Source organism: Tenacibaculum sp. IMCC1 (genome assembly GCF_054906355.1).
On record NZ_CM142818.1, the window covers coordinates 2121406 to 2141882 of the forward strand.

Consider the following 20477-nt stretch of genomic DNA (forward strand, 5'->3'; position numbering starts at 1 on the left):
TAAATTAAAAAAAACACAACAAACAAAAACACAATTACATTATAACCACTTAAAACAACAAAAAACAAACAAAAACATAATTTAGTTAGTTTTTTTTTACAAAAAAGTAGGGTAAAAATACTTTAAACTGTTATTACTTCTGATAATGAAGGGGAAAATTTATTTTTTTCCGGGTACTAATTTAAATAATTTAATTAATGAAATCTAAATTCATGCTAACACTATTTATAGTGTTACTTGGGCGAATAACATACGCTCAAGAAAAAAGTATTTCTGGTACAATTTCCGACACAACTGGACCTCTTCCTGGTGTTACTGTTTTAATTAAAAACACAACCAAAGGAACAGAAACAGATTTTGATGGAAATTATACCATTAGAGTAAATCAAGGAGATGTACTTGTTTTCAGTTTTATTGGAAAAAAGACTACTGAAGTAAAAGTACTAAACCAATCCGTAATTAATTTAGTATTAGAAGATGACGCTAACATTCTTAATGAAGTAGAAGTTATCGCTACTGGTTACGACAAAATAAACAAAAAAACCTTTACGGGTTCCGCCGTCTCTGTAGGGATAGATGATCTTAAATTAGATGGAGTTGTAGATGTAACTCGCATGTTAGAAGGTAGAGTTGCAGGGGTTAACATTCAAAACCTTTCAGGAACATTCGGTACTGCTCCAAACATTACCATTAGAGGGTCTTCTTCTATTTTTGGAAACAACACACCTTTGTATGTAATTGATGGTGTGGTACAAGAAGATGTTATTGAACAAAACCTAGATCAATTAACATCTGGTGACCCTTCAACCTTAATCAGCTCATCTATAGCAGGTATAAATGCCAATGATATTAAAAAAATAGATATTTTAAAAGATGCTTCAGCTACATCTATTTATGGTGCTAGAGCAAGAAATGGTGTAGTAGTAATAACTACTAAGTCTGGTAGAAAAGATTCTCCTTTAAAACTTAATTATAACCTAGAACAAACAATACGCGACATACCTTCGTATAGTAATTTTGATTTATTAAACTCTAAAGAAAGTATGGCTATTTTTAGAGAAAATGAAAGTAGGGGATTTTTCCAATTACCTAGCGTTTCTAGAGGCAGATATGGTGGTGTTTATTATATTAGAGCTACTGCTTTAGATAATTACAATGAATCTACTGGAATGTTTGAACTAGGAAATACTCCTGAAGCTAGAGAAGCTTTTTTACGTAAGTATGAGCTAGCTAATACTGACTGGTTTAAAACATTATTTAGAAATAGCTCTTTAATGCAAAACCACTCTTTAAGTCTTTCTGGTGGTAGTGAAAATAATTCTTACTATGCTTCTGTGAGTCTTTTGCATGATCCGGGATGGACGATTGCTGACAAGGTAACTCGTTTTACAACTAACTTAAAAAATACGTTCTATTTTTCTGATAAGTTTAATGCTACTCTTGCTGTTAACGCATCCATAAGAAAACAAAAAGCACCAGGTACATTCAGCAGAGAATCAGATCCAGTAACAGGAGACATATCTCGTGAATTTGATATCAACCCTTTTAGTTACGCTCTTAATACCTCTAGAACATTAAGACCATATAACGATACTGGAGGTTATGAGTATTATAGAAACAACTGGGCTGACTTTAATATATTAGAAGAGTTAGCTAACAACTCTATTGACATCAACCAAAGAGATATTCGATTCCAATTAGATGCATCTTATAAAATAACAGACAACATCACTTACGATTTTAATGGTGCTGGTCGTTTTGTTAATACCGTAAGAGAACATAACGTTAGAGAAAATTCAAATGTTGTAAGAGCTTATAATGCTGATTCTTCAACTGTTTTAAGAGATGATAATATATTCTTATATCAAGACCCTACAGATCCTGATGCTTTACCTGTTGCGGTTTTACCAAACGGTGGTATCTATTTTAAAAACGACGACTACTTAACGACTTTTTATGCTAGAAATAGTTTTAAGTACGACAATACGTTTAATGAAAAACATAATTTTAATGCATTGTTAGGTCAAGAGATAAGATTTGTAAATAGAAATTCAGACAGGTTTACAGGATATGGATTACAATACGACAATGGTTTAACAGCATTCACAGACCCTAGAATTCTTGAAAAACTGATAAATGGAGGCGAAGCTTATTTTGGATTAACTAAAGAAAGAGAAAGAACAGTAGCTTTCTTTGGTAAGGCAACTTATTCTTATGACGATAAATATGTTTTCTCTTTAACAGGAAGATATGACGGGTCTAACAGACAAGGGCGCAGTAGTAGCTCAAGGTGGTTACCAACAGGAACTGTTAGTGCTAAATGGAACGCTAGTAAAGAGTCTTTCTTAGAAAACTCTAACACTTTTAGTAACTTACAGTTTAGAACTTCATATGGTTTAGTGGCAACTCCTGGTAACGCAACAAATGCATTAGCTATATTTACAAGTCAAATAGCAGACAGACTTTTACCAGCAGATAGAGAAAACTTCTTAAATATAACTGCATTACAAAATTCTGAGTTAACATGGGAAAAGCAATATGAATTAAACTTTGGTGTCGACTTAGGCTTATTCAACAATAGAGTTAATTTAATAACAGATGTTTACAAAAGAGATATATTTGATAATATTGATTTTGTAAGAACTTCTGGTATCGGTGGGCAATTTATAAAACAAGGAAATAACGCAGATGTTGAAACTTATGGTATAGAATTTACTTTAGACACTAAAAACATAGTAACAGATAACTTTACATGGTCTTCTAACATTAATTTCTCATATTTTGATCAAGAAATTACAAAATTAGACAATACACCTATTGCTTTTGATTTAGTAGACCAAACTGGAGGTAATGTTGTAGGGTACCCTATCAACTCAATGTTTTCTTTTCAATTTGCAGGTTTAAATAACGAAGGATTACCACAGTTTATAAATAAAGATGGTGAAGTAGCTTCTGTTTTAGACTTTCAAAACAACGAAAACTTAACTGACTACTTAAAACACGAAGGTTCCGTAAACCCTAATATATCAGTTGGTTTTTCCAACAATTTCACTTACAAAAACTGGGATTTAGGAGTATTGATAACTGGTAGCGGAGGAAATAAAGTAAGGTTAAACCCTGTATTTAGCTCTACTTATTCTGATACAAGCATTTTTTCTAAGAGTCATGTAAACAGATGGCTTAACCCTGGAGATGAGAATATAACCAACATCCCTGTATTACCAGACCCTTCTGCTTTTCAAAGAAACTCAAACTTAAGAACGGTTTATAATGCTTACAACTATTCTACTGAGCGAGTAGCAGATGGGGATTTTTTACGTATGAAAAACATTTCATTAGGATATAAGTTTAATAATGAACTAGTTGAAAAACTAGGCCTTTCACATTTAAAAGTTAAATTTCAAGGAACAAACTTGTTTTTATTATACTCTGACTCTAAACTTAACGGTCAAGATCCAGAATTCTATCAAACAGGTGGAGTTGCATTACCAATTACTAGGCAATATACTTTTTCATTAAATTTAGGATTTTAACAAAATAATAGTATGATTAAAAATAAAATAAACAAAGTTATACTATATGCTACATTAGCCTTTACTTTTGTAGGATGTAGTGAATACTTATCTGAATTACCAGATAACAGAACATTAATTGATTCTCCTGATAAAGTTTCTCAATTAATTACAGCAGCATATCCAGATCAAGATTATGCACTAATGGCAGAAATAATGTCTGACAATGCTGATGATAAAGGTAATGTTTCAAATGTTGAACAATTAGATCTACAACTATATCAATGGCAAGACTCTAATTTAGAAGAAAGAGGCTCTCCTGTTAACTATTGGAATTCTTGTTATGAAGCAATTTCACAAGCAAACCAAGCATTAGCTTCTATTGAAGAATTAAAAAATAAGTTTGACTTAAATGCTCAAAAAGGTGAAGCTTTAATTGCTAGAGCTTATGCTCATTTTATGTTAGTTAATTTTTGGGCAAAACACTATGATGCTAATACAGCTTCTACCGACCTAGGAATTCCTTACGTATTAGAACCTGAAACTGTTCTTTTTAAAACCTACAAAAGAAATACAGTTCAAGAAGTATACGATCTTATTGAGAAAGATTTAATTAAAGGACTTTCAATGGTTGGTGATAATTATAACTCTCCTAAGTTTCATTTCACTAAAGATGCTGCTAATGCCTTTGCTGCTAGATTTTATTTATACAAAGGTCAATGGGATAAAGTAATTGAGCATGCAGATAAAGTAGTTACCAATCCTGTTTCTGAAGCTAGAAATATGGTTGCTTATGGAAATATGAATTTAACAGGAATAAGAATGTTATATAATAGTGTTGACGAGCCTGCCAATTTATTAATCATTTCTACAAACTCAATATGGGCAAGAAGACATAGATCTTCACGATTTGGGTTATCGGTAGACAAAATAAGGCCTCAATTATTTACAGGATCATCAAACCCATTTAAAAAGAATTGGGCGTATGATTTATACAGAGGAAATCAATACACTTATTTCACTCCTAAGTATAACGAATATTTTAAGTATACAAATGAAAGTGCTGGTATAGGCTTACCTTTTTTAGCACAAACAATGTTTGATAAAGATGAAGTAATACTAAATAGAGCAGAAGCATCTGCTATGCTAGAAAATTACAGTGATGCTTTAATGTATTTAAATGCATATATAGCAAATAAAACACAAGATTACGATCCAAATAGCGATATGTTGACAGAAAGTTTAATTCAGTCAGAATATCCTGTTATTGCTAATGAGTACACACCTGCTTATGGCTTAAATGATAAGCAAACCTCTTTCATTAAAGCTATAGCTGAATTTAAAAGAAGACAGTTTTACCACGAAGGCTTCCGTTGGTTCGATGTAAGACGTTTTAACCTAAGTATTACACACGAATTAGATAATGGTTCAGATGTTATACTTGAAAAACAGGATTTAAGAAAACAGTTACAAATACCTTTAACAGCTCAAAACGGAGGTTTACAGCAAAATCCAAGATAAAACAAACAGTATGAAAAAAATAAACAAATTATTATTAGGTATTGGCGTGCTGGGATTAATTTGCTCATCATGCACAACAAAGGAGGAAGATTTGGGTTCAAGTAATATAAATATCTCTACACCTGTACTGAATGAAACCGACAAGTGGTTACGAGATAATTATACTACACCCTATAACATAGAGGTTTCTTACAAATGGGGACCAGGGAAAGTTGATTTAAACAGATATTTACACCCACCAAAGATAGAGAATGTTAGACCTGCAATGGAGGCTATTAAAGCAGTTTGGGTTGAACCTTACTCACAATTAGGAGGTGAAAACTTTATTAAAAATATAGCACCTAGAGAAATTCTTTTAGTGGGTGGACAAAACATAAACCCAGGTGGAGCAACTTCTGTTTTAGGTTTAGCCGAAAGTGGAATGCGAATCGTGTTTTTTGAAGTAGATAATCAAGACTATAAAAACAAAGATCAATTAATACAATTCATTGGAACAATTCAACATGAATATATACATATTTTAAACCAAAGAATTCCCTTTGATGAGATAGCTTATAGAAACATTACTCCGTCTGATTACACAGGGCAATGGTTCGAGATATCTGATGCTGAGGCTAGAGAATTAGGGTTTATTTCTGCTTATGCAAGAGCAAACGAACATGAAGATTTTGCTGAAATGATAAACGCTATGTTATCAAACTCACCAACAGAATACAATGATTTAATAAATGGTATTAAAAAAGGTATTGTAGATAAAGCTATACAGGAAGCTGTTGCTGCTCTTGGTGCTGGTGCCACACCTCTACAAATACAAATAGCAACTGATGCGGCTATTACTGTTGCTACTCCAGAAGGAGATAAAGTAATAAACTTAATCAAACAAAAAGAAGCTATTGTAGTTAAATACTACAAAGATAATTTTAATATAGACTTGTATGAACTACAAGAGTTAGTAGCAAAAAATGTTGATGAATTCACTAAATAATTAAAATGATAAAAAAACATATAACTAAAATACGTGTGCTTTTGGCTTTATTTACTCTATCTCTTTTTATTACATCTTGTAATGAAAATAAAGAAGAGGAGTTATTTAATCAATCGCCAACCGAACGTATGAATCAAAGAGAGAAAGAATTAAGAGATTTACTTCTTTCTTCAGAACACGGATGGAAAACAGTATACTTTACTGATAATAATAACCTAGGAGGATATACTTTCTTATTTGATTTTTTAGATGAATCTAGAGTTAGAACAATAGGTAACTTTAATAATAATATTTCACCAGTTGAAAGTGAATATACCATAGGTTTAAACACTACAACAACTTTAATTTTCACAACAAAAAGTGAACTTCATGAATTATCAGATTCTGGTAACTCAGCTCCATTGCCTAATTTTGGTGGTAGTGGATATAAAGGTGATTTTAACTTTATGTACTACGGTGTTGAAAACGATGAAATTGTTTTTAGAACTTCTAGAGATTTTGTTGAGGTGAGATTTAAAAAAGCTACAGCAGAAGATTGGACAGATTTTCAAAAGTACCAAGACATGAAAGATTTTCTTAATAGTTCTTCTGGTCATTTAGCTTATGAAAATAATGGAACTGTTCACAATTTTTCTTATATCGGAAACGATGAAATAAGGTTTGCTACAAACCTTGAAGGTAATTCTTCGTTGAACTTCGGAGTAGGCTTCACGTCTAGTGGCATCGAAATTTCACCGGCGATTGATGTTAACGGAACAAAATATTCTGAGTTTACATTAAATGAAACGGAAAATAAATACACTTCGGCTGATGGAAGCTTTTCTATTTCTATAGTGTCTAGTCCTATCGACATGACTGTTACTTGGACTACAGCTGCTAGACCTGCATTTAGTAATCAAGAATTTATTGATACTTTTAACACAGTAAAACCTATCCACGACTCGTTATTTCCTTCTTTCCCTTTAAATGACATATATCTTCTTGGTGAAGGTGAGATTACATTTTTAATAGGCTCTACTTCTGGTGTACATGGCATGTCTTTTTCTGGTGTCTTAGGCAATAAAGATTTATTAGCTATAGGTAAATTAGCCCCTGGTAGAAACTGGAGTTTACTACCACATTTAAATCCTCTAGTTGATTTATTAGTGAATAAATCTCCTTATAAAGTGCAGTTAATAAACCCTGATACTGCCATTTTAACAAGTGATGGCGACCCTAACTTTGTGTTTACAATAGTTAAATAAAAGCTTGTTCTCATTAAACTTACCCAAAAAACAATTGTTTTTTGGGTTTTTTATTCTTATTTTTTCCGGAATGAATTAATTATCATATATTTGCAGCCTCAATTTTTTAAAAGAAAACAAACAAAATATATTTATAATGACAAAAGCAGATATCGTATCTAAGATTTCAGATAAGAGCGGAATTGAAAAAGCAGATGTTTTAGCCACTGTTGAAGCATTTATGGAAGAGGTAAAAGATGCATTAGAGAATGGTGACAATGTATATTTAAGAGGTTTTGGTAGCTTCATTATTAAAACTAGAGCAGAAAAAACTGGTAGAAACATTTCTAAAAATACAACTATCAAAATTCCTGCACACAACATACCTGCTTTTAAGCCTTCTAAAGTATTTACCGAAGGGGTAAAAACAAAAGTAGCTGTAAAATAATTAAAAAAGTATTAACCCAAAACCTTCAATAAAAAGGTTTTACAAAACATTTTAACTATGCCAAGTGGTAAAAAAAGAAAGAGAGCTAAAATCTCTACACACAAAAGAAAGAAAAGAGCAAGAGCAAATCGCCATAAGAAAAAGTAAGCAGTAGCTTACTTTTTCGTTGCTTTTATAAATTACGTTCATTGACATTAAGGTTTTAACACCTTAAATGGTATAAACAACATACCTGTTTACAAATTTTAATCCGTCTTCGTAAAAATTTACGATGGCACAAAACCATATTCAGAATGAAAACAGAATTAATAATTCGTTCCAATTCTTCTGATATTGATTTCGCCTTACTTAGAGATGGTAAACTTATTGAGTTAAACAAAGAAACGAGCGATCATAATTTTTCAGTCGGTGATATTTTCCTTGCTAAAATAGGAAAGGTAATGACTGGTTTAAATGCCGCTTTTGTAAATGTTGGTTATCCTAAAGATGGTTTTTTACACTATCACGATTTAGGTCCACAAGTACAATCTTTAAATAAATTCATTAAAAAAGTAAGCACAGGTAATTACAAAGAATTCACTTTAAAAAACTTTCGTTTTGAAGAAGATATCAATAAAGACGGAAGTATTAACGATGTACTAAAATCAGGTCAAAATTTATTAGTACAAATTGTAAAAGAACCAATATCTACCAAAGGTCCGCGTATTAGTTCGGAACTTTCTATTGCAGGTAGGTTTTTAGTTTTAGTTCCTTTTTCTAACCGCATATCGGTATCACAGAAAATAGCAGATCCGAAAGAAAAGGAACGTTTAAAAAAATTAGCAAAAAGTATCAGACCAAAAGGGTTTGGACTTATTTTACGTACTGTTGCCGAAGGTAAAAAGGTAGCAGAACTTGACAAAGATTTACAAAACTCACTTGATAGATGGAAAACTATGTGCAAACGCATAGCTAATAATAATACTCCTACAAAAATATTAAGTGAATTAAACAGAGCATCTTCTATTTTAAGAGATGTTATGAACGATTCTTTTACAAGTATTGTAACCAACGATGAAACCTTAAAAGTTGAAATTAAAGAGTACTTACAAGAAATATATCCTGAAAAGGAAAATATTGTAAGACATCATCGTTCTGATGTTCCTATTTTTGAAAAATATGGCATTGAACGACAAATTAAAACATCGTTTGGAAAAACAGTTTCAATGAGTAAAGGAGCTTATTTAGTTATTGAGCATACAGAAGCTTTACATGTTATAGATGTGAATAGTGGTAATCGCTCTAACAAATCCTTAAACCAAGAAGAAACTGCTTTAGAAGTCAATTTAATTGCTGCCAGTGAAATAGCTCGTCAATTACAATTACGAGACATGGGTGGAATTATTGTTGTTGACTTTATTGATATGAAGTCTGCAGAAAATAGACAAAAACTATATCAACATTTAAAAGATGTAATGTCTTTAGACCGTACTAAACATAAAATTTTACCTCCAAGTAAGTTTGGCTTAGTACAAATTACAAGACAACGTGTACGACCTGAATTAGAAATAAAAACACGTGAACCAAACCCTAATAAAAATGGAGAAGTTGAAGCTCCTATTGTTTTATTAGATAAAATAGAATCAGAATTAGAACGTATACTTAATAGCGGCAAAAAATATAAAGAAATCACATTAAATGTGCATCCGTTTATAGCTGCCTATTTAACAAAAGGCGTTAATTCAATTCGTTTTAAATGGTTTATTCAACACAAAAAGTGGATTAAAATATTACCTCGAGATGCTTACCAATACTTACAGTATAAGTTTTATTTGAAAAAAAACAAAAAAAGTAAGTAAGGCAATCTTATTATGAAATAAAAATCCCATATCGTTTTGATATGGGATTTTTTATTTTTAGAACCAAAAACCTAAATTAAACAACCAATAATGATCTGAATGATCAGGAGACCATGTGTATTTTAATTCTATAGGACCTAAAAATGTTTCTACACTGTACCCTATAGCATATCCTGATTTGGTGTTTTTAAACAAATCTCCATCCTCAAATATATCTTCTTCAACACGAGCATAATTTGCTATAAACATTGCATAATGTTTTTTATAAACCTCATAGCGTAAGTTAAATTCAGATCTTAAATAAGACTGATTGTTTAGCCCTCCTGTATCGTATCCATACATTGGAATAAAATTATTAATATAATTTTGATTATATCCGCCCAAACGATAGTCAAATATTTCAAACGATTTTTTTCCGAGCGTATATCCTGCTTGTGAAGTATATTGAAATGTCAATTTATCATAAAAAGTAGTTGCAAACCCCAACGTACCACCCAATTGTGAAAACTGATGGAAAGGTTCACTACCTTGTATTAATTCATCCAGTCTATTATCTCTATCAGACCATATAAACCACTTAAAACCTATATCTGCATAAAACCCTTTTGTTGGAAACATCTCTTTGTTATAGGTGTCTAATTTTAAAAAAGCGAAAGTGTTTATATAATTGCTTTTATCAAAAAAATCTTCTTTTCCTTCAGTAGAAATGTTTTTTGTTCTTGCATTAATGTTTTTATGTTCTGTTCCTACACCTATTGCAAACTTTTTATCAAATGTTGTTTGCAAATATAAAGAGGTTGAAAAATCTCTATACTTTCCATTTATAATCCCTTTATTATATAAAAAATCACTATTAAAAGTATTATACCTTGTTCTTATTCCATAACTTGGAGATAACCCATTATCAATGAAATACTCTAAATTATACCTTATTTTATCACCAACTCCTACATCTAATGAAAGTTCATCATTCTGGAAAAGCAGCTTTTTATGATTATAATTAAGTAGTACTGCTGATTTGTATAGTAAATCATAATGTAAACCTAGTCTTAAAAAAGATTGTATTTTTTCTTCCTTTACAGTTATCTCTAATTTTTTTCCTTGAAAAGATTTTTCAAAATGATAATCTATTCTTTTAAAGTTTTTTGAAGCTGTTAATGTGTTTATTTTTTTAGAAATTTCTTTGTAAGACACACTATCTCCTTCACGTAGCTGTAGCTTTCCTAAAATATAATTATTAGTATAGTTTTTATTACCCTTTATAATAATTCTATCAACTAAAAACCTTTTTCTTTTTGGTGATATTTTTAGTCTTCTATTCTTTTTGGTTTGCATCTTAGCAATACTATCAAAAACCACTCTATACATTTTAGCTGTTTTTTCTCCTTCTTCTAAAATTTCTTTCTTAGCATCAAACGAAATAACACTGTAGTCAATTACATTTGGTTTTATGTAAACATCTAACAATTCAACCTGTTGGTCTGATTTCTGATACATTTGAAAATTAATTATTTGCATTAACAGAGAGGCCACAGAAGTTAATTCTTCTCTTTTCAATAATTCTCCTTGTACACTAACTCCAATAATTATATCAACACCTTTCTTTTTCATTACATCAACAGGAAAGTTATTAACTACACCGCCATCAACCAATAATTTATTGTCTATATCTACTGGATTTAACAACGAAGGAAAAGCAGCACTTGCTCTTAAAGCCAACGGTAATGAACCATTCTCTAACACTTCTTCTTCACCTGTTTCTATATTTGTTCCTATACAATAAAAAGGTATTGGTAGTTTAGAAAAATCTGTAATATCATCAACTGGCGCTAATAACTCTGTTAAAAAATTCAACACGTTTTGCCCTTTTGACAAACCCAAAGGCAAGCCTAAACTTCCTTTTTTTATAGGTAACGAAACAGCATATTTTTCTCCATGTTCTTTATTAAAAAAAGGCTTTTGTCTTCTAGAAACTTTATCTTGTAATAAATCTATAAAATTAGTTTCTAAGACAGCCTCTTCTATTTGTTTGGCTGTATAACCAGAAGCATATAAGCCTCCTACTATAGACCCCATACTTGTACCACCTATATAATCTATTTGTACACCTGCTTTTTCAAGCTCTTTTAAAATCCCTATGTGCGCAATCCCTTTTGCACCTCCACCACTTAATACCAGTCCTACTTTAGGTTGGTTTTGCGCCAACATAAATGTTGGCAGCAGTAATAAAATTAATAACTTTTTCATTCCCCTTTTTTATGATAGTGTTTGTATATTTTTTGAGCCCTAGCATTCCCAACCACTTCTTTTAATTCTTCAAAAGTAGCTGATTTTACTCTTTTAGCTGATTTAAACTTACGTAGTAAGTTTGTAATAGTTTGCTTTCCTACATCTGGAATTTGCTCTAATTCTGATTGTATAGCACTTTTACTTCTTTTGTTTCTATGGAAAGTAATTCCAAAACGGTGAGCTTCGTTACGTAGGTACTGAATTATTTTAAGTGTTTCTGATTTTTTATCTAGATATAGCGGAATAGGGTCTCCAGGGTAAAAAATTTCTTCTAATCTTTTTGCAATACCAATTATAGCTATTTTACCCCTTAAACCTAAAGCATCTAAACTCTTTAAGGCTGAAGATAACTGTCCTTTACCTCCATCAATCACTATTAACTGTGGTAGTGGTTGATTTTCATCTAATAATCGTTTATATCTTCGATATACGACTTCTTCCATAGAAGCAAAATCATCAGGGCCTTCAACTGTTTTAATATTAAAATGACGATAGTCTTTTTTACTCGGTTTTCCATCTTTAAAAACCACACACGCAGCAACAGGGTTTGTTCCTTGTATGTTTGAGTTATCAAAACATTCAATATGACGTGGTTCTTTTCTTAGTCTTAAATCTTTTTGCATTTGTGCCATGATTCTTTTTACATGACGATCAGGGTCTACAATCTTTATTTGCTTAAACTGTTCTTGACGATAAAACTTTGCATTACGTTCAGACAATTCAACAATACGCTTTTTGTCTCCTAATTTAGGTATGGTTACTTTAATATCTTTACCAACATTTACTTTAAAAGGAACAAAAATTTCTCTTGATAACGAGTTAAATCGTTGACGAGTTTCAATAATAAACAACTCTAAAAGTTCTTTATCTGTCTCTTCTAGTTTTTTCTTAATTTCTGTGGTATAGGATTGTACAATTGAACCGTTCATTATCTTGAAAAAGTTTGCATATCCATGCGACTCGTCAGAAATAATAGAAAACACATCTACATTATTAATTGATGGATTTACTATAGTTGATTTAGCTTGATAGTTTTGTAAAGAAGCTAACTTTTCTTTGATTTTTTGTGCTTCTTCAAATCGCATATCTGCAGCTAAATCAAACATTATTTTTTCAAACTGCTGTAAACTTTCTTTAAAATTTCCTTTTATGATATTTCGAATTGCTCTAATGTCCTCTAAATAATCCTCTTCACTTTGGTATGCTTCACAAGGGCCTTTACAATTACCTAAATGATATTCTAAACAAACTTTATACTTATCAGCATCAATCTTTTCTTGACTTAAATCATAATTACAAGTGCGTAGCGGATATAGTTCTTTAATCAAGTCTAACAATGCATATACAGTTCGTACATTAGTATAAGGTCCAAAATACTCCGATCCATCTTTAACAACTCTTCTTGTAGAAAATATACGAGGAAATCGCTCTTTCTTTATACAAATCCACGGATATGTTTTATCATCTTTTAACAAAACATTGTATCTAGGTTTATACTTCTTTATAAGATTATTTTCAAGAAGTAGTGCATCTGTTTCAGTATCAACCACCACATGCTCTATTCTAACAATTTTTTTTACTAGAACTCGTGTTTTACCATTCTCATGATTTTTAGTAAAGTACGATGAAACTCGTTTCTTTAAATTCTTCGCTTTTCCAACATAAATAATTGTATCATCTTTATCAAAATATTGATAAACTCCTGGTGAGTTCGGTAGTGTTTGTACTTGAAGTTCGAGTGATGTTGGCATACTACGAAAATACGATTTTTAACCTTTTAAAAGGGTATGATTTTTAGTTTTACTACCTTTACAATATGAGCAAACTCATAGATAATTTTGGAAGACAAATTAGCTACGTTCGTTTAGCAGTAACCGACCGCTGTAACTTACGTTGTCAATATTGTATGCCTGCTCAAGGAATTGATATTGTTCCAAGAAAAGAGCTACTTACCTACAAAGAAATGTACCGAATAATTCGAGTACTTACTGAGTTGGGTGTTAACAAAGTTCGTTTAACAGGTGGAGAACCTTTTGTTAGAAAAGATTTTGTTTCTTTTTTAGAAATGTTATCGTATAATGATTTGTTAGAGGATATTAATATCACGACCAACGGAGCGCTTATTTCCAAACACATCAAAACGATAGAAAACCTTAAAAAGGTAAAGAATATCAATTTAAGCATTGATAGTTTACACCCTGAAAAGTTTGCTAAAATTACCCGTAGAGATGTTTTCCCAGAAGTATATAAAACCTTTGAGTTATTAGAAAAAAGTTCGTTGAATTTAAAACTGAATGTAGTTGTTCAGTCTGGATTTAACACTGATGAAATTAACAATTTTGTGCAGCTTACTAAAGACAAGGATATTGCAGTTCGTTTTATTGAAGAAATGCCTTTTAATGGTAGAGGACAACGAAATGCAGAAGAGGTTTGGAACTACCACAAAATCTTAGATGAAATCCAGTCTCAGTTCACTGTAACTAAGCTCCCCTCAAAAAAATCATCTACTTCTAGAAATTTTTCAATAGAAAATCATAAAGGAACTATAGGGATAATCCCTGCATTCACTCGTACTATTTGTAATGATTGCAACCGAATTAGGATTACCTCAACAGGAACTTTTAAAAATTGCCTGTTTGATGATGGCGTTTTCAACCTACGTGACTTTATTAGAAATGGTGCAAGCAATGAAGATTTAAAAGCCTTGTTTTTATCATTGATAAAAGAAAAGCCTAAAAATGGTTTTGTTGCTGAGGCAAATAGAATAGAAAACGTAACCGAAAGTATGAGTACTATTGGAGGATAATGTCAATTAGATAATTTGAAATTGTAACAATTAAACTTTTTAACAGTTACACTTTAACATATGATTACAGTAAAAGAAGCCAAACATATAATTTTAGAAAACACACAAGATTTCGGAATTGAAGAAATTCCTTTTTTAGAAGCTGTCGGAAGAGTTTTAAAGGAAGATATTGTTGCCGACAGAGATTTTCCTCCATTCAACCGAGTGGCAATGGATGGTATTGCTATCAATCATCGTTTTTTTGAGCACGGTGTTCGCGATTTTAAAATTGAAGGAGTCCAAGCTGCTGGAAGTCCACAACAAACACTGGATAATGCCGCCAACTGTTATGAGGTTATGACAGGAGCTGTATTACCTAACAATACTGACACGGTAATTCGCTATGAAGATGTTGATATTAATACGTTAGTCGCTACTATAACTATTGATGAAATTAAAGAAGGACAAAACATACATACACAGGGTTCTGATAAAAGTGAAGGTACAATTCTAATAAAAAAGAACACTATAATTTCTGCTGCTGAAATAGGGGTTTTAGCTACTGTAGGTAAAGCCACTGTTAAAGTTGCCAAACAACCTAAAGTAATGATTGTTTCTACAGGTGATGAATTGGTTGATGTAAATGAATATCCGTTAGACCACCAAATTCGTAGAAGCAATGTATACACATTAGTTTCCTTATTGAACGATTTAAAAATCCCAGCAGATACAGCTCATATTACTGATGAAAAACAAATTTTAAAAGAAAATATAGCGTCTTTTCTACAAGAATATGACGTGCTTTTATTTAGTGGTGCTGTTAGTAAAGGTAAGTTTGATTTTTTACCTGAAGTTTTAGATGGATTGGGTGTTAAAAAATTATTCCACAGAGTTTCGCAACGACCAGGGAAGCCATTTTGGTTCGGCACTACAGACAACTGCAACGTGTTTGCTTTTCCTGGAAATCCAGTTTCAACCTTTGTAAATTGTTTGGTCTATTTTTATCCTTGGTATTATAAATCTATAGGTGTACAACAAGAAAAACAAACAGCAACTTTAGCAAAAAACATTACTTTTAAACCTAATCTAAGCTGTTTTTTACAAGTAAAATTAACCTCGGAAAACGGACAAGTATATGCAACTCCAATACAAGGAAATGGTTCTGGTGATTTAGCTAGTTTGGTTGAAGCTGATAGTTTTATTGAACTTCCAAAAACTGAAGAGATAGAATTTAAAAAAGGAAGTGTTTTTCCGATACTAACGTATCGGGGTTTTTAATTATTAATGTTTAGTTTTGAGTTAAAAATTTAAAATGAAGGAAAGTATTGTTCAAGGCAAGAGTTTTCAATTCTCTTTAAAAATAATTTCTCTGTACAAAAAACTACAACAAGAAAAAGAGTTTATAATTTCAAAACAGCTTTTAAGAAGTGGAACTTCAATAGGAGCAAATATAGAAGAGGCTTTAGCTGGTCAAAGTAAGAGAGACTTTATTTCTAAAATGTCTATTTCTTCAAAAGAAGCTAGAGAAACTAATATTGGTTACGTTTATTAAAAGAAAGTGACTTAACAAATATTGATATTACAGATATACTTTCGGACATTCACGAGCTAATTAGGCTATTAACAGCAATTGTAAAAACATCACAACAGAGTTTAACTAAAAATTAAAAACTCAACATTTAAAATTTATACAGAGTGAGCAACTTTTCCCACATAAACGAACAAAATCAACCTAAGATGGTAAATGTTTCTGATAAAAAAATCACGAAACGTATAGCCATTGCTAAAGCTACTATGTTTTTAGGTTCAGAAATTGTGAGTCATTTTAAAAATGATGAACTCATCACTAAAAAAGGACCTGTTTTTCAAACCGCTATCATTGCTGGAATTCAAGCAGTAAAAAAAACCTCTGATATTATTCCAATGTGTCATCCTTTGTTAATCAATGGAGTGGATATTGACATCAATATTGTAGACGATGAGTATGTAGTGGTTTTTTGTAAAGTAACCATTGAAGGAAAAACAGGAGTAGAAATGGAAGCGCTTACAGGAGCTTCTGCAACTTGTTTAACCATTTACGATATGTGTAAAGCAATCAGTCAAAAAATGGTGATTCAAGAAGTGAAGTTAGTAGAAAAAACAGGCGGAAAATCAGATATAAAAAATGGATAAAAAACATACTAAACATACAAATCTAGTTAAGAAGTATAATGATAATTTTGCGCCTAATGAAGTAGCTATCTTAGGAACCAAATGTGGAATTATTGCTGATTTGGTTCATAAAGTTTCTGCAAAATTATCACAATACAATTTAGGATATTTTGATGCTTCACATGCTAAAGATGTCGAACAAAATACGTTAGCTGAATATACCTTTCATCATGAAGGAAATTTACAAATAAACACTTCTTCACCTGTAAACAAGTACGAACAACGTTTACAGTTTTACAATCACGATTTTGTCTTTATTAATGGAAATCATTACGAAGGGGCGAAACAAATTTTGATTTTAGATGATGAGAAAGAAGCTTCTGTAAAAAAAAGGTTAGATCAATTAACAAACATTCAGTTTATAGTTAAGTTGAATAAAAACTCAAGATATTTTGATTGTTTGTTAGAACGTTTTCCAAACATCAAAAATAGCACCTCTTATACGATTAATGAGATTGATAAAATATCTAATCATATACATAATCTCATTAAAGAAAATATTGCTCCTGTAAAAGGGTTGGTTTTAATAGGCGGGAAAAGTACTCGAATGGGTCGTGACAAATCGGAATTATTGTACTATAAAAAGCCTCAAAAAGAACATGTAAAAGAGTTACTAGAAAACAACAATTTAGAAACTTTTTACTCTGTAAGAGATTTATCTACCTCTCCAGAAACGACAAATGAAATTCACGATACCTTTTTAAATCTAGGACCTTTTGGAGGTATTTGTTCTGCTTTTCAAAAAAATCCAAACTCAGCATGGTTGGTAATGGCTACAGATATTCCATTTGTAAATAATGAGCTTATTCAATTATTATTACAAAAAAGAAATCCATCTAAAATAGCAACTACAGTTAAAGGAAAAAACAAAGAATTTCCTGAACCTTTAATCACAATATACGAACCAAAAGCTTACGGAAAATTATTAGCCTATTTAGCACAAGGTTATTCGTGTCCTCGTAAAATGTTAATTAATTCTGATGTTGAAATTATTGAGGTTGATGATAATTTAATTAGAAACATCAACACTCCAGAAGATTATAAAGAAGCTATAAAAGAGGTTAACTCTTAAAAGCTACAAACAAAATTAGATTTAATAAGAAAACCTATACCAGAAACATCTTGGTATAGGTTTATATATTTATAATATTTCCTTCTTGTACTGTATTATTTAAGACTTCAAATCAAACCTATCTAGGTTCATCACCTTAACCCAAGCTGCAATAAAATCTTTTGCAAACTTTTCTTTTGCATCATTACTCGCATATACCTCAGCTAAAGCTCTTAATTCAGAATTAGATCCAAAAATTAAATCTGCTCTAGTTGCTGTCCATTTTACCTCATTTGTAACTCTATCTTTTCCTTCAAAAATTAATTGTTCTTCAGAGATAGGCTCCCAATACGTATTCATATCCAACAGATTTATAAAGAAGTCGTTTGTCAACACTCCTAGTTGGGTTGTAAAAACTCCTTTTTTTGAACTATCATAATTTGCATTTAAAGCTCGCATACCACCAACCAACACCGTCATTTCAGGAGCTGTTAGAGTTAATAATTGTGCTTTATCAACTAACAATTCTTCTGGTTTAAGTGTGTATTTCTTTTTTTGATAGTTTCTAAAACCATCAGCCATTGGTTCTAAAACAGCAAAAGATTTTACATCGGTTTGTTCTTGCGTAGCATCCATTCTACCAGGATTAAAAGGAACTTTTATTGAAAACCCTGCTCTTTCTGCTGCCTTTTCTACTGCTGCGGATCCTCCTAAAACAATTAGATCAGCCATGGAAACTTTTTTCTCCTTTAACGATTCATTGAATTTATTTTGAATTTTCTCATAAACTGCCAACACCTTTTTTAATTGCGCTGGATTATTACTTTCCCAATTAACTTGTGGTTCTAAACGAATACGAGCTCCATTTGCTCCTCCTCTTCTGTCAGAACCTCTATAAGAAGATGCTGAAGCCCAAGCTGTTTCTATTAACTGATTATAAGGAATTCCCGAATTTAAAATTTCTTTTTTAAGAGAATTGATATCTGCTTCGGTTATCAGTTTATGAGTACGTATAGGAATAGGATCTTGCCAAATAAATTCTTCTTGTGGAATATCTGATCCTAAGTATGTTGTTTTAGGCCCCATATCTCTGTGGGTTAATTTAAACCATGCACGAGCAAAGGCTTTATCAAAAGATAATGGGTCTTCTAAAAACTTCTCACAAACTTTCTTATATTCAGAGTCAAACTTTAAAGCTAAATCTGAAGTTAACATCGTAGGTCTATGTCTCTTATTTTTATCAAAAGCATCTGGAAAAACCTCTCCAACGTCTTTTGCTACCCATTGATGTGCTCCTGCAGGACTCTTGGTTAGTTCCCATTCATTATCAAATAACGTATTTAAAAAAGCATGACTCCAACGAGTAGGCGTAGGCGTCCAAATAACTTCTAACCCAGAAGTAATAGCGTCTTTCCCTTTTCCTAATTTGTAGCTACTTTTCCATCCTAATCCTTGTTCTTCAATGCCAGCAGCCTCTGGTGAAGGTCCTACGTTATCAGCTGATCCTGCTCCATGAGTTTTTCCGAAGGTATGTCCCCCTGCTATTAAAGCAACTGTTTCTTCATCATTCATTCCCATTCTACCAAATGAAATACGTATGTTTTTTGCTGATGCTACTGGGTCTGGGGTTCCATCTGGACCTTCAGGGTTTACATAAATCAATCCCATTTGTACAGCTGCTAGAGGGTTTTCTACTTCTAAATCTAGCTCTCCATCCTCATTTAACCTTCTGCTTTCTAACCAGCCTGATTCAGAACCCCAATACACATCCTCTTGTGGTACCCAAACATCTTCTCTTCCTCCTGCAAACCCTATAGTTTTTAATCCCATAGACTCTATAGCTACATTTCCTGTTAAAATCATCAAATCAGCCCAAGAAATTTTCTTGCCGTACTTTTGTTTAATAGGCCATAACAATCTTCTAGCTTTATCTAGGTTAGCATTATCTGGCCAACTATTTTGTGGAGCAAAACGCTGAATTCCCATACGGGTTCCTCCTCTACCATCTCCTGTACGGTATGTTCCGGCGCTATGCCACGCCATACGAATAAATAAAGGTCCGTAGTGTCCGTAATCAGCAGGCCACCAATCTTGAGAATCTGTCATTAACTTAGTTAGGTCTGCCTTTAACGCTACATAATCTAGCTTATTAAATTCATCAGCATAATTAAATTCTTCACCCATCGGATTCGATAATTCCGAGTTTTGTGCAAGTACATCCAAATCTAACTTATTGGGCCACCAATCTTTGTTTGACTTAGTTTCTTTTAACTGTTCTTTTTTGTGTCCTTTGTCAAAACCAAAAGGACATCCTCCCTTTTCTTTTTCTTCTCCATGGTTTTGTTTACCACTGCAAGAAAAAAGCAAAGAAGCTGTTACTACGCTTAAGATTATTTTTTTCATTATAAATTATTAATTGATTTTCAGCAAATCTATATTTGAAATAATTATGTTTTTTAGATTTTAAATAGAAATAATTTATATTAATGTAGTTTAGATTTATTTTTGAGCAAGTGGTAATTCTCTACTTTTAAATTAGGCGCATAAAAAAAGCACACTATTTTTTAAAAAAATAGTGTGCTTTTGTACCAAAGGTGGGACTCGAACCCACACG

At 31.8% G+C, this 20477-nt stretch carries 14 protein-coding genes; 11 read left to right on the top strand and 3 right to left on the bottom strand.

The genetic code is table 11. The features are described from left to right. Positions 1-197: 197 nt before the first annotated feature. The 6 genes from ACXIHB_RS09950 (at position 198) to ACXIHB_RS09975 (ending at position 9527) form a co-directional block, all read left to right on the top strand. Positions 198-3533 carry a SusC/RagA family TonB-linked outer membrane protein gene (locus ACXIHB_RS09950; RefSeq protein WP_394420439.1) on the top strand — a complete coding sequence of 1112 codons (3336 nt, stop codon included), beginning with the start codon at positions 198-200 and terminating at the stop codon, positions 3531-3533. 12 nt (positions 3534-3545) lie between these two features. Then, entirely contained in the window at positions 3546-5033 is a 1488-nt protein-coding gene (locus ACXIHB_RS09955; protein WP_462098160.1) for a RagB/SusD family nutrient uptake outer membrane protein, read from the top strand. Between the two features lie 10 nt (positions 5034-5043). After that, on the top strand, positions 5044-6018 hold the full coding sequence (locus ACXIHB_RS09960) for a substrate import-associated zinc metallohydrolase lipoprotein (RefSeq protein WP_167712679.1): 975 nt from the start codon (positions 5044-5046) through the stop codon (positions 6016-6018). 5 nt (positions 6019-6023) lie between these two features. Then, entirely contained in the window at positions 6024-7262 is a 1239-nt protein-coding gene (locus ACXIHB_RS09965; protein ID WP_167712678.1) for a DUF4302 domain-containing protein, read from the top strand. Between the two features lie 136 nt (positions 7263-7398). Continuing rightward, positions 7399-7689: an HU family DNA-binding protein gene (locus ACXIHB_RS09970; protein ID WP_047787990.1), complete on the top strand. Its 291-nt coding sequence runs from the start codon at positions 7399-7401 to the stop codon at positions 7687-7689. 293 nt (positions 7690-7982) lie between these two features. Continuing rightward, positions 7983-9527: a ribonuclease E/G gene (locus ACXIHB_RS09975; protein ID WP_349264756.1), complete on the top strand. Its 1545-nt coding sequence runs from the start codon at positions 7983-7985 to the stop codon at positions 9525-9527. A 57-nt stretch (positions 9528-9584) separates the two neighbouring features. Here ACXIHB_RS09975 and ACXIHB_RS09980 read toward each other — a convergent pair whose 3' ends face one another. Further along, positions 9585-11774, bottom strand: a complete 2190-nt coding sequence (locus tag ACXIHB_RS09980; protein ID WP_047787992.1) for a patatin-like phospholipase family protein — start codon at positions 11772-11774, stop codon at positions 9585-9587. Beyond that, the gene (uvrC, locus tag ACXIHB_RS09985) at positions 11771-13567 is read right to left on the bottom strand and encodes an excinuclease ABC subunit UvrC (RefSeq protein ID WP_173358999.1); all 1797 of its coding nucleotides are present in this window, start codon (positions 13565-13567) and stop codon (positions 11771-11773) included. The genes ACXIHB_RS09980 and uvrC overlap by 4 nt, the downstream gene beginning before the upstream one ends. 65 nt (positions 13568-13632) lie before the next feature. Between uvrC and moaA the strand changes: the two genes are divergently transcribed. The 5 genes from moaA (at position 13633) to ACXIHB_RS10010 (ending at position 17884) form a co-directional block, all read left to right on the top strand. Further along, positions 13633-14622: a GTP 3',8-cyclase MoaA gene (moaA, locus tag ACXIHB_RS09990; RefSeq protein WP_462098161.1), complete on the top strand. Its 990-nt coding sequence runs from the start codon at positions 13633-13635 to the stop codon at positions 14620-14622. Between the two features lie 60 nt (positions 14623-14682). Beyond that, complete coding sequence (locus ACXIHB_RS09995; protein WP_437823522.1) at positions 14683-15879, top strand: molybdopterin molybdotransferase MoeA; 1197 nt, start codon at positions 14683-14685, stop codon at positions 15877-15879. A gap of 34 nt (positions 15880-15913) precedes the next feature. Then, on the top strand, positions 15914-16153 hold the full coding sequence (locus ACXIHB_RS10000; RefSeq protein WP_317039771.1) for a four helix bundle protein: 240 nt from the start codon (positions 15914-15916) through the stop codon (positions 16151-16153). 143 nt (positions 16154-16296) lie between these two features. Further along, complete coding sequence (gene moaC / locus ACXIHB_RS10005) at positions 16297-16773, top strand: cyclic pyranopterin monophosphate synthase MoaC (protein WP_239178276.1); 477 nt, start codon at positions 16297-16299, stop codon at positions 16771-16773. Then, complete coding sequence (locus tag ACXIHB_RS10010; protein WP_462098162.1) at positions 16766-17884, top strand: NTP transferase domain-containing protein; 1119 nt, start codon at positions 16766-16768, stop codon at positions 17882-17884. The genes moaC and ACXIHB_RS10010 overlap by 8 nt, the downstream gene beginning before the upstream one ends. A 99-nt stretch (positions 17885-17983) precedes the next feature. Here the strand turns inward: ACXIHB_RS10010 and katG are convergent, their stop codons facing one another. Continuing rightward, a complete protein-coding gene (gene katG / locus ACXIHB_RS10015) occupies positions 17984-20266 on the bottom strand; it encodes a catalase/peroxidase HPI (protein WP_462098163.1) in 2283 nt (760 codons plus the stop codon). Positions 20267-20477: the final 211 nt, after the last annotated feature.

What these genes read in the sequence shown, in the direction of transcription:
- ACXIHB_RS09950 (WP_394420439.1), top strand. Translation starts at nt 198, where the DNA reads ATGAAATCTAAATTCATGCTAACACTATTTATAGTGTTACTTGGGCGA.
- ACXIHB_RS09955 (WP_462098160.1), top strand. Translation starts at nt 3,546, where the DNA reads ATGATTAAAAATAAAATAAACAAAGTTATACTATATGCTACATTAGCC.
- ACXIHB_RS09960 (WP_167712679.1), top strand. Translation starts at nt 5,044, where the DNA reads ATGAAAAAAATAAACAAATTATTATTAGGTATTGGCGTGCTGGGATTA.
- ACXIHB_RS09965 (WP_167712678.1), top strand. Translation starts at nt 6,024, where the DNA reads ATGATAAAAAAACATATAACTAAAATACGTGTGCTTTTGGCTTTATTT.
- ACXIHB_RS09970 (WP_047787990.1), top strand. Translation starts at nt 7,399, where the DNA reads ATGACAAAAGCAGATATCGTATCTAAGATTTCAGATAAGAGCGGAATT.
- ACXIHB_RS09975 (WP_349264756.1), top strand. Translation starts at nt 7,983, where the DNA reads ATGAAAACAGAATTAATAATTCGTTCCAATTCTTCTGATATTGATTTC.
- ACXIHB_RS09980 (WP_047787992.1), bottom strand. Translation starts at nt 11,774, where the DNA reads ATGAAAAAGTTATTAATTTTATTACTGCTGCCAACATTTATGTTGGCG.
- uvrC (WP_173358999.1), bottom strand. Translation starts at nt 13,567, where the DNA reads ATGCCAACATCACTCGAACTTCAAGTACAAACACTACCGAACTCACCA.
- moaA (WP_462098161.1), top strand. Translation starts at nt 13,633, where the DNA reads ATGAGCAAACTCATAGATAATTTTGGAAGACAAATTAGCTACGTTCGT.
- ACXIHB_RS09995 (WP_437823522.1), top strand. Translation starts at nt 14,683, where the DNA reads ATGATTACAGTAAAAGAAGCCAAACATATAATTTTAGAAAACACACAA.
- ACXIHB_RS10000 (WP_317039771.1), top strand. Translation starts at nt 15,914, where the DNA reads ATGAAGGAAAGTATTGTTCAAGGCAAGAGTTTTCAATTCTCTTTAAAA.
- ACXIHB_RS10010 (WP_462098162.1), top strand. Translation starts at nt 16,766, where the DNA reads ATGGATAAAAAACATACTAAACATACAAATCTAGTTAAGAAGTATAAT.
- katG (WP_462098163.1), bottom strand. Translation starts at nt 20,266, where the DNA reads ATGAAAAAAATAATCTTAAGCGTAGTAACAGCTTCTTTGCTTTTTTCT.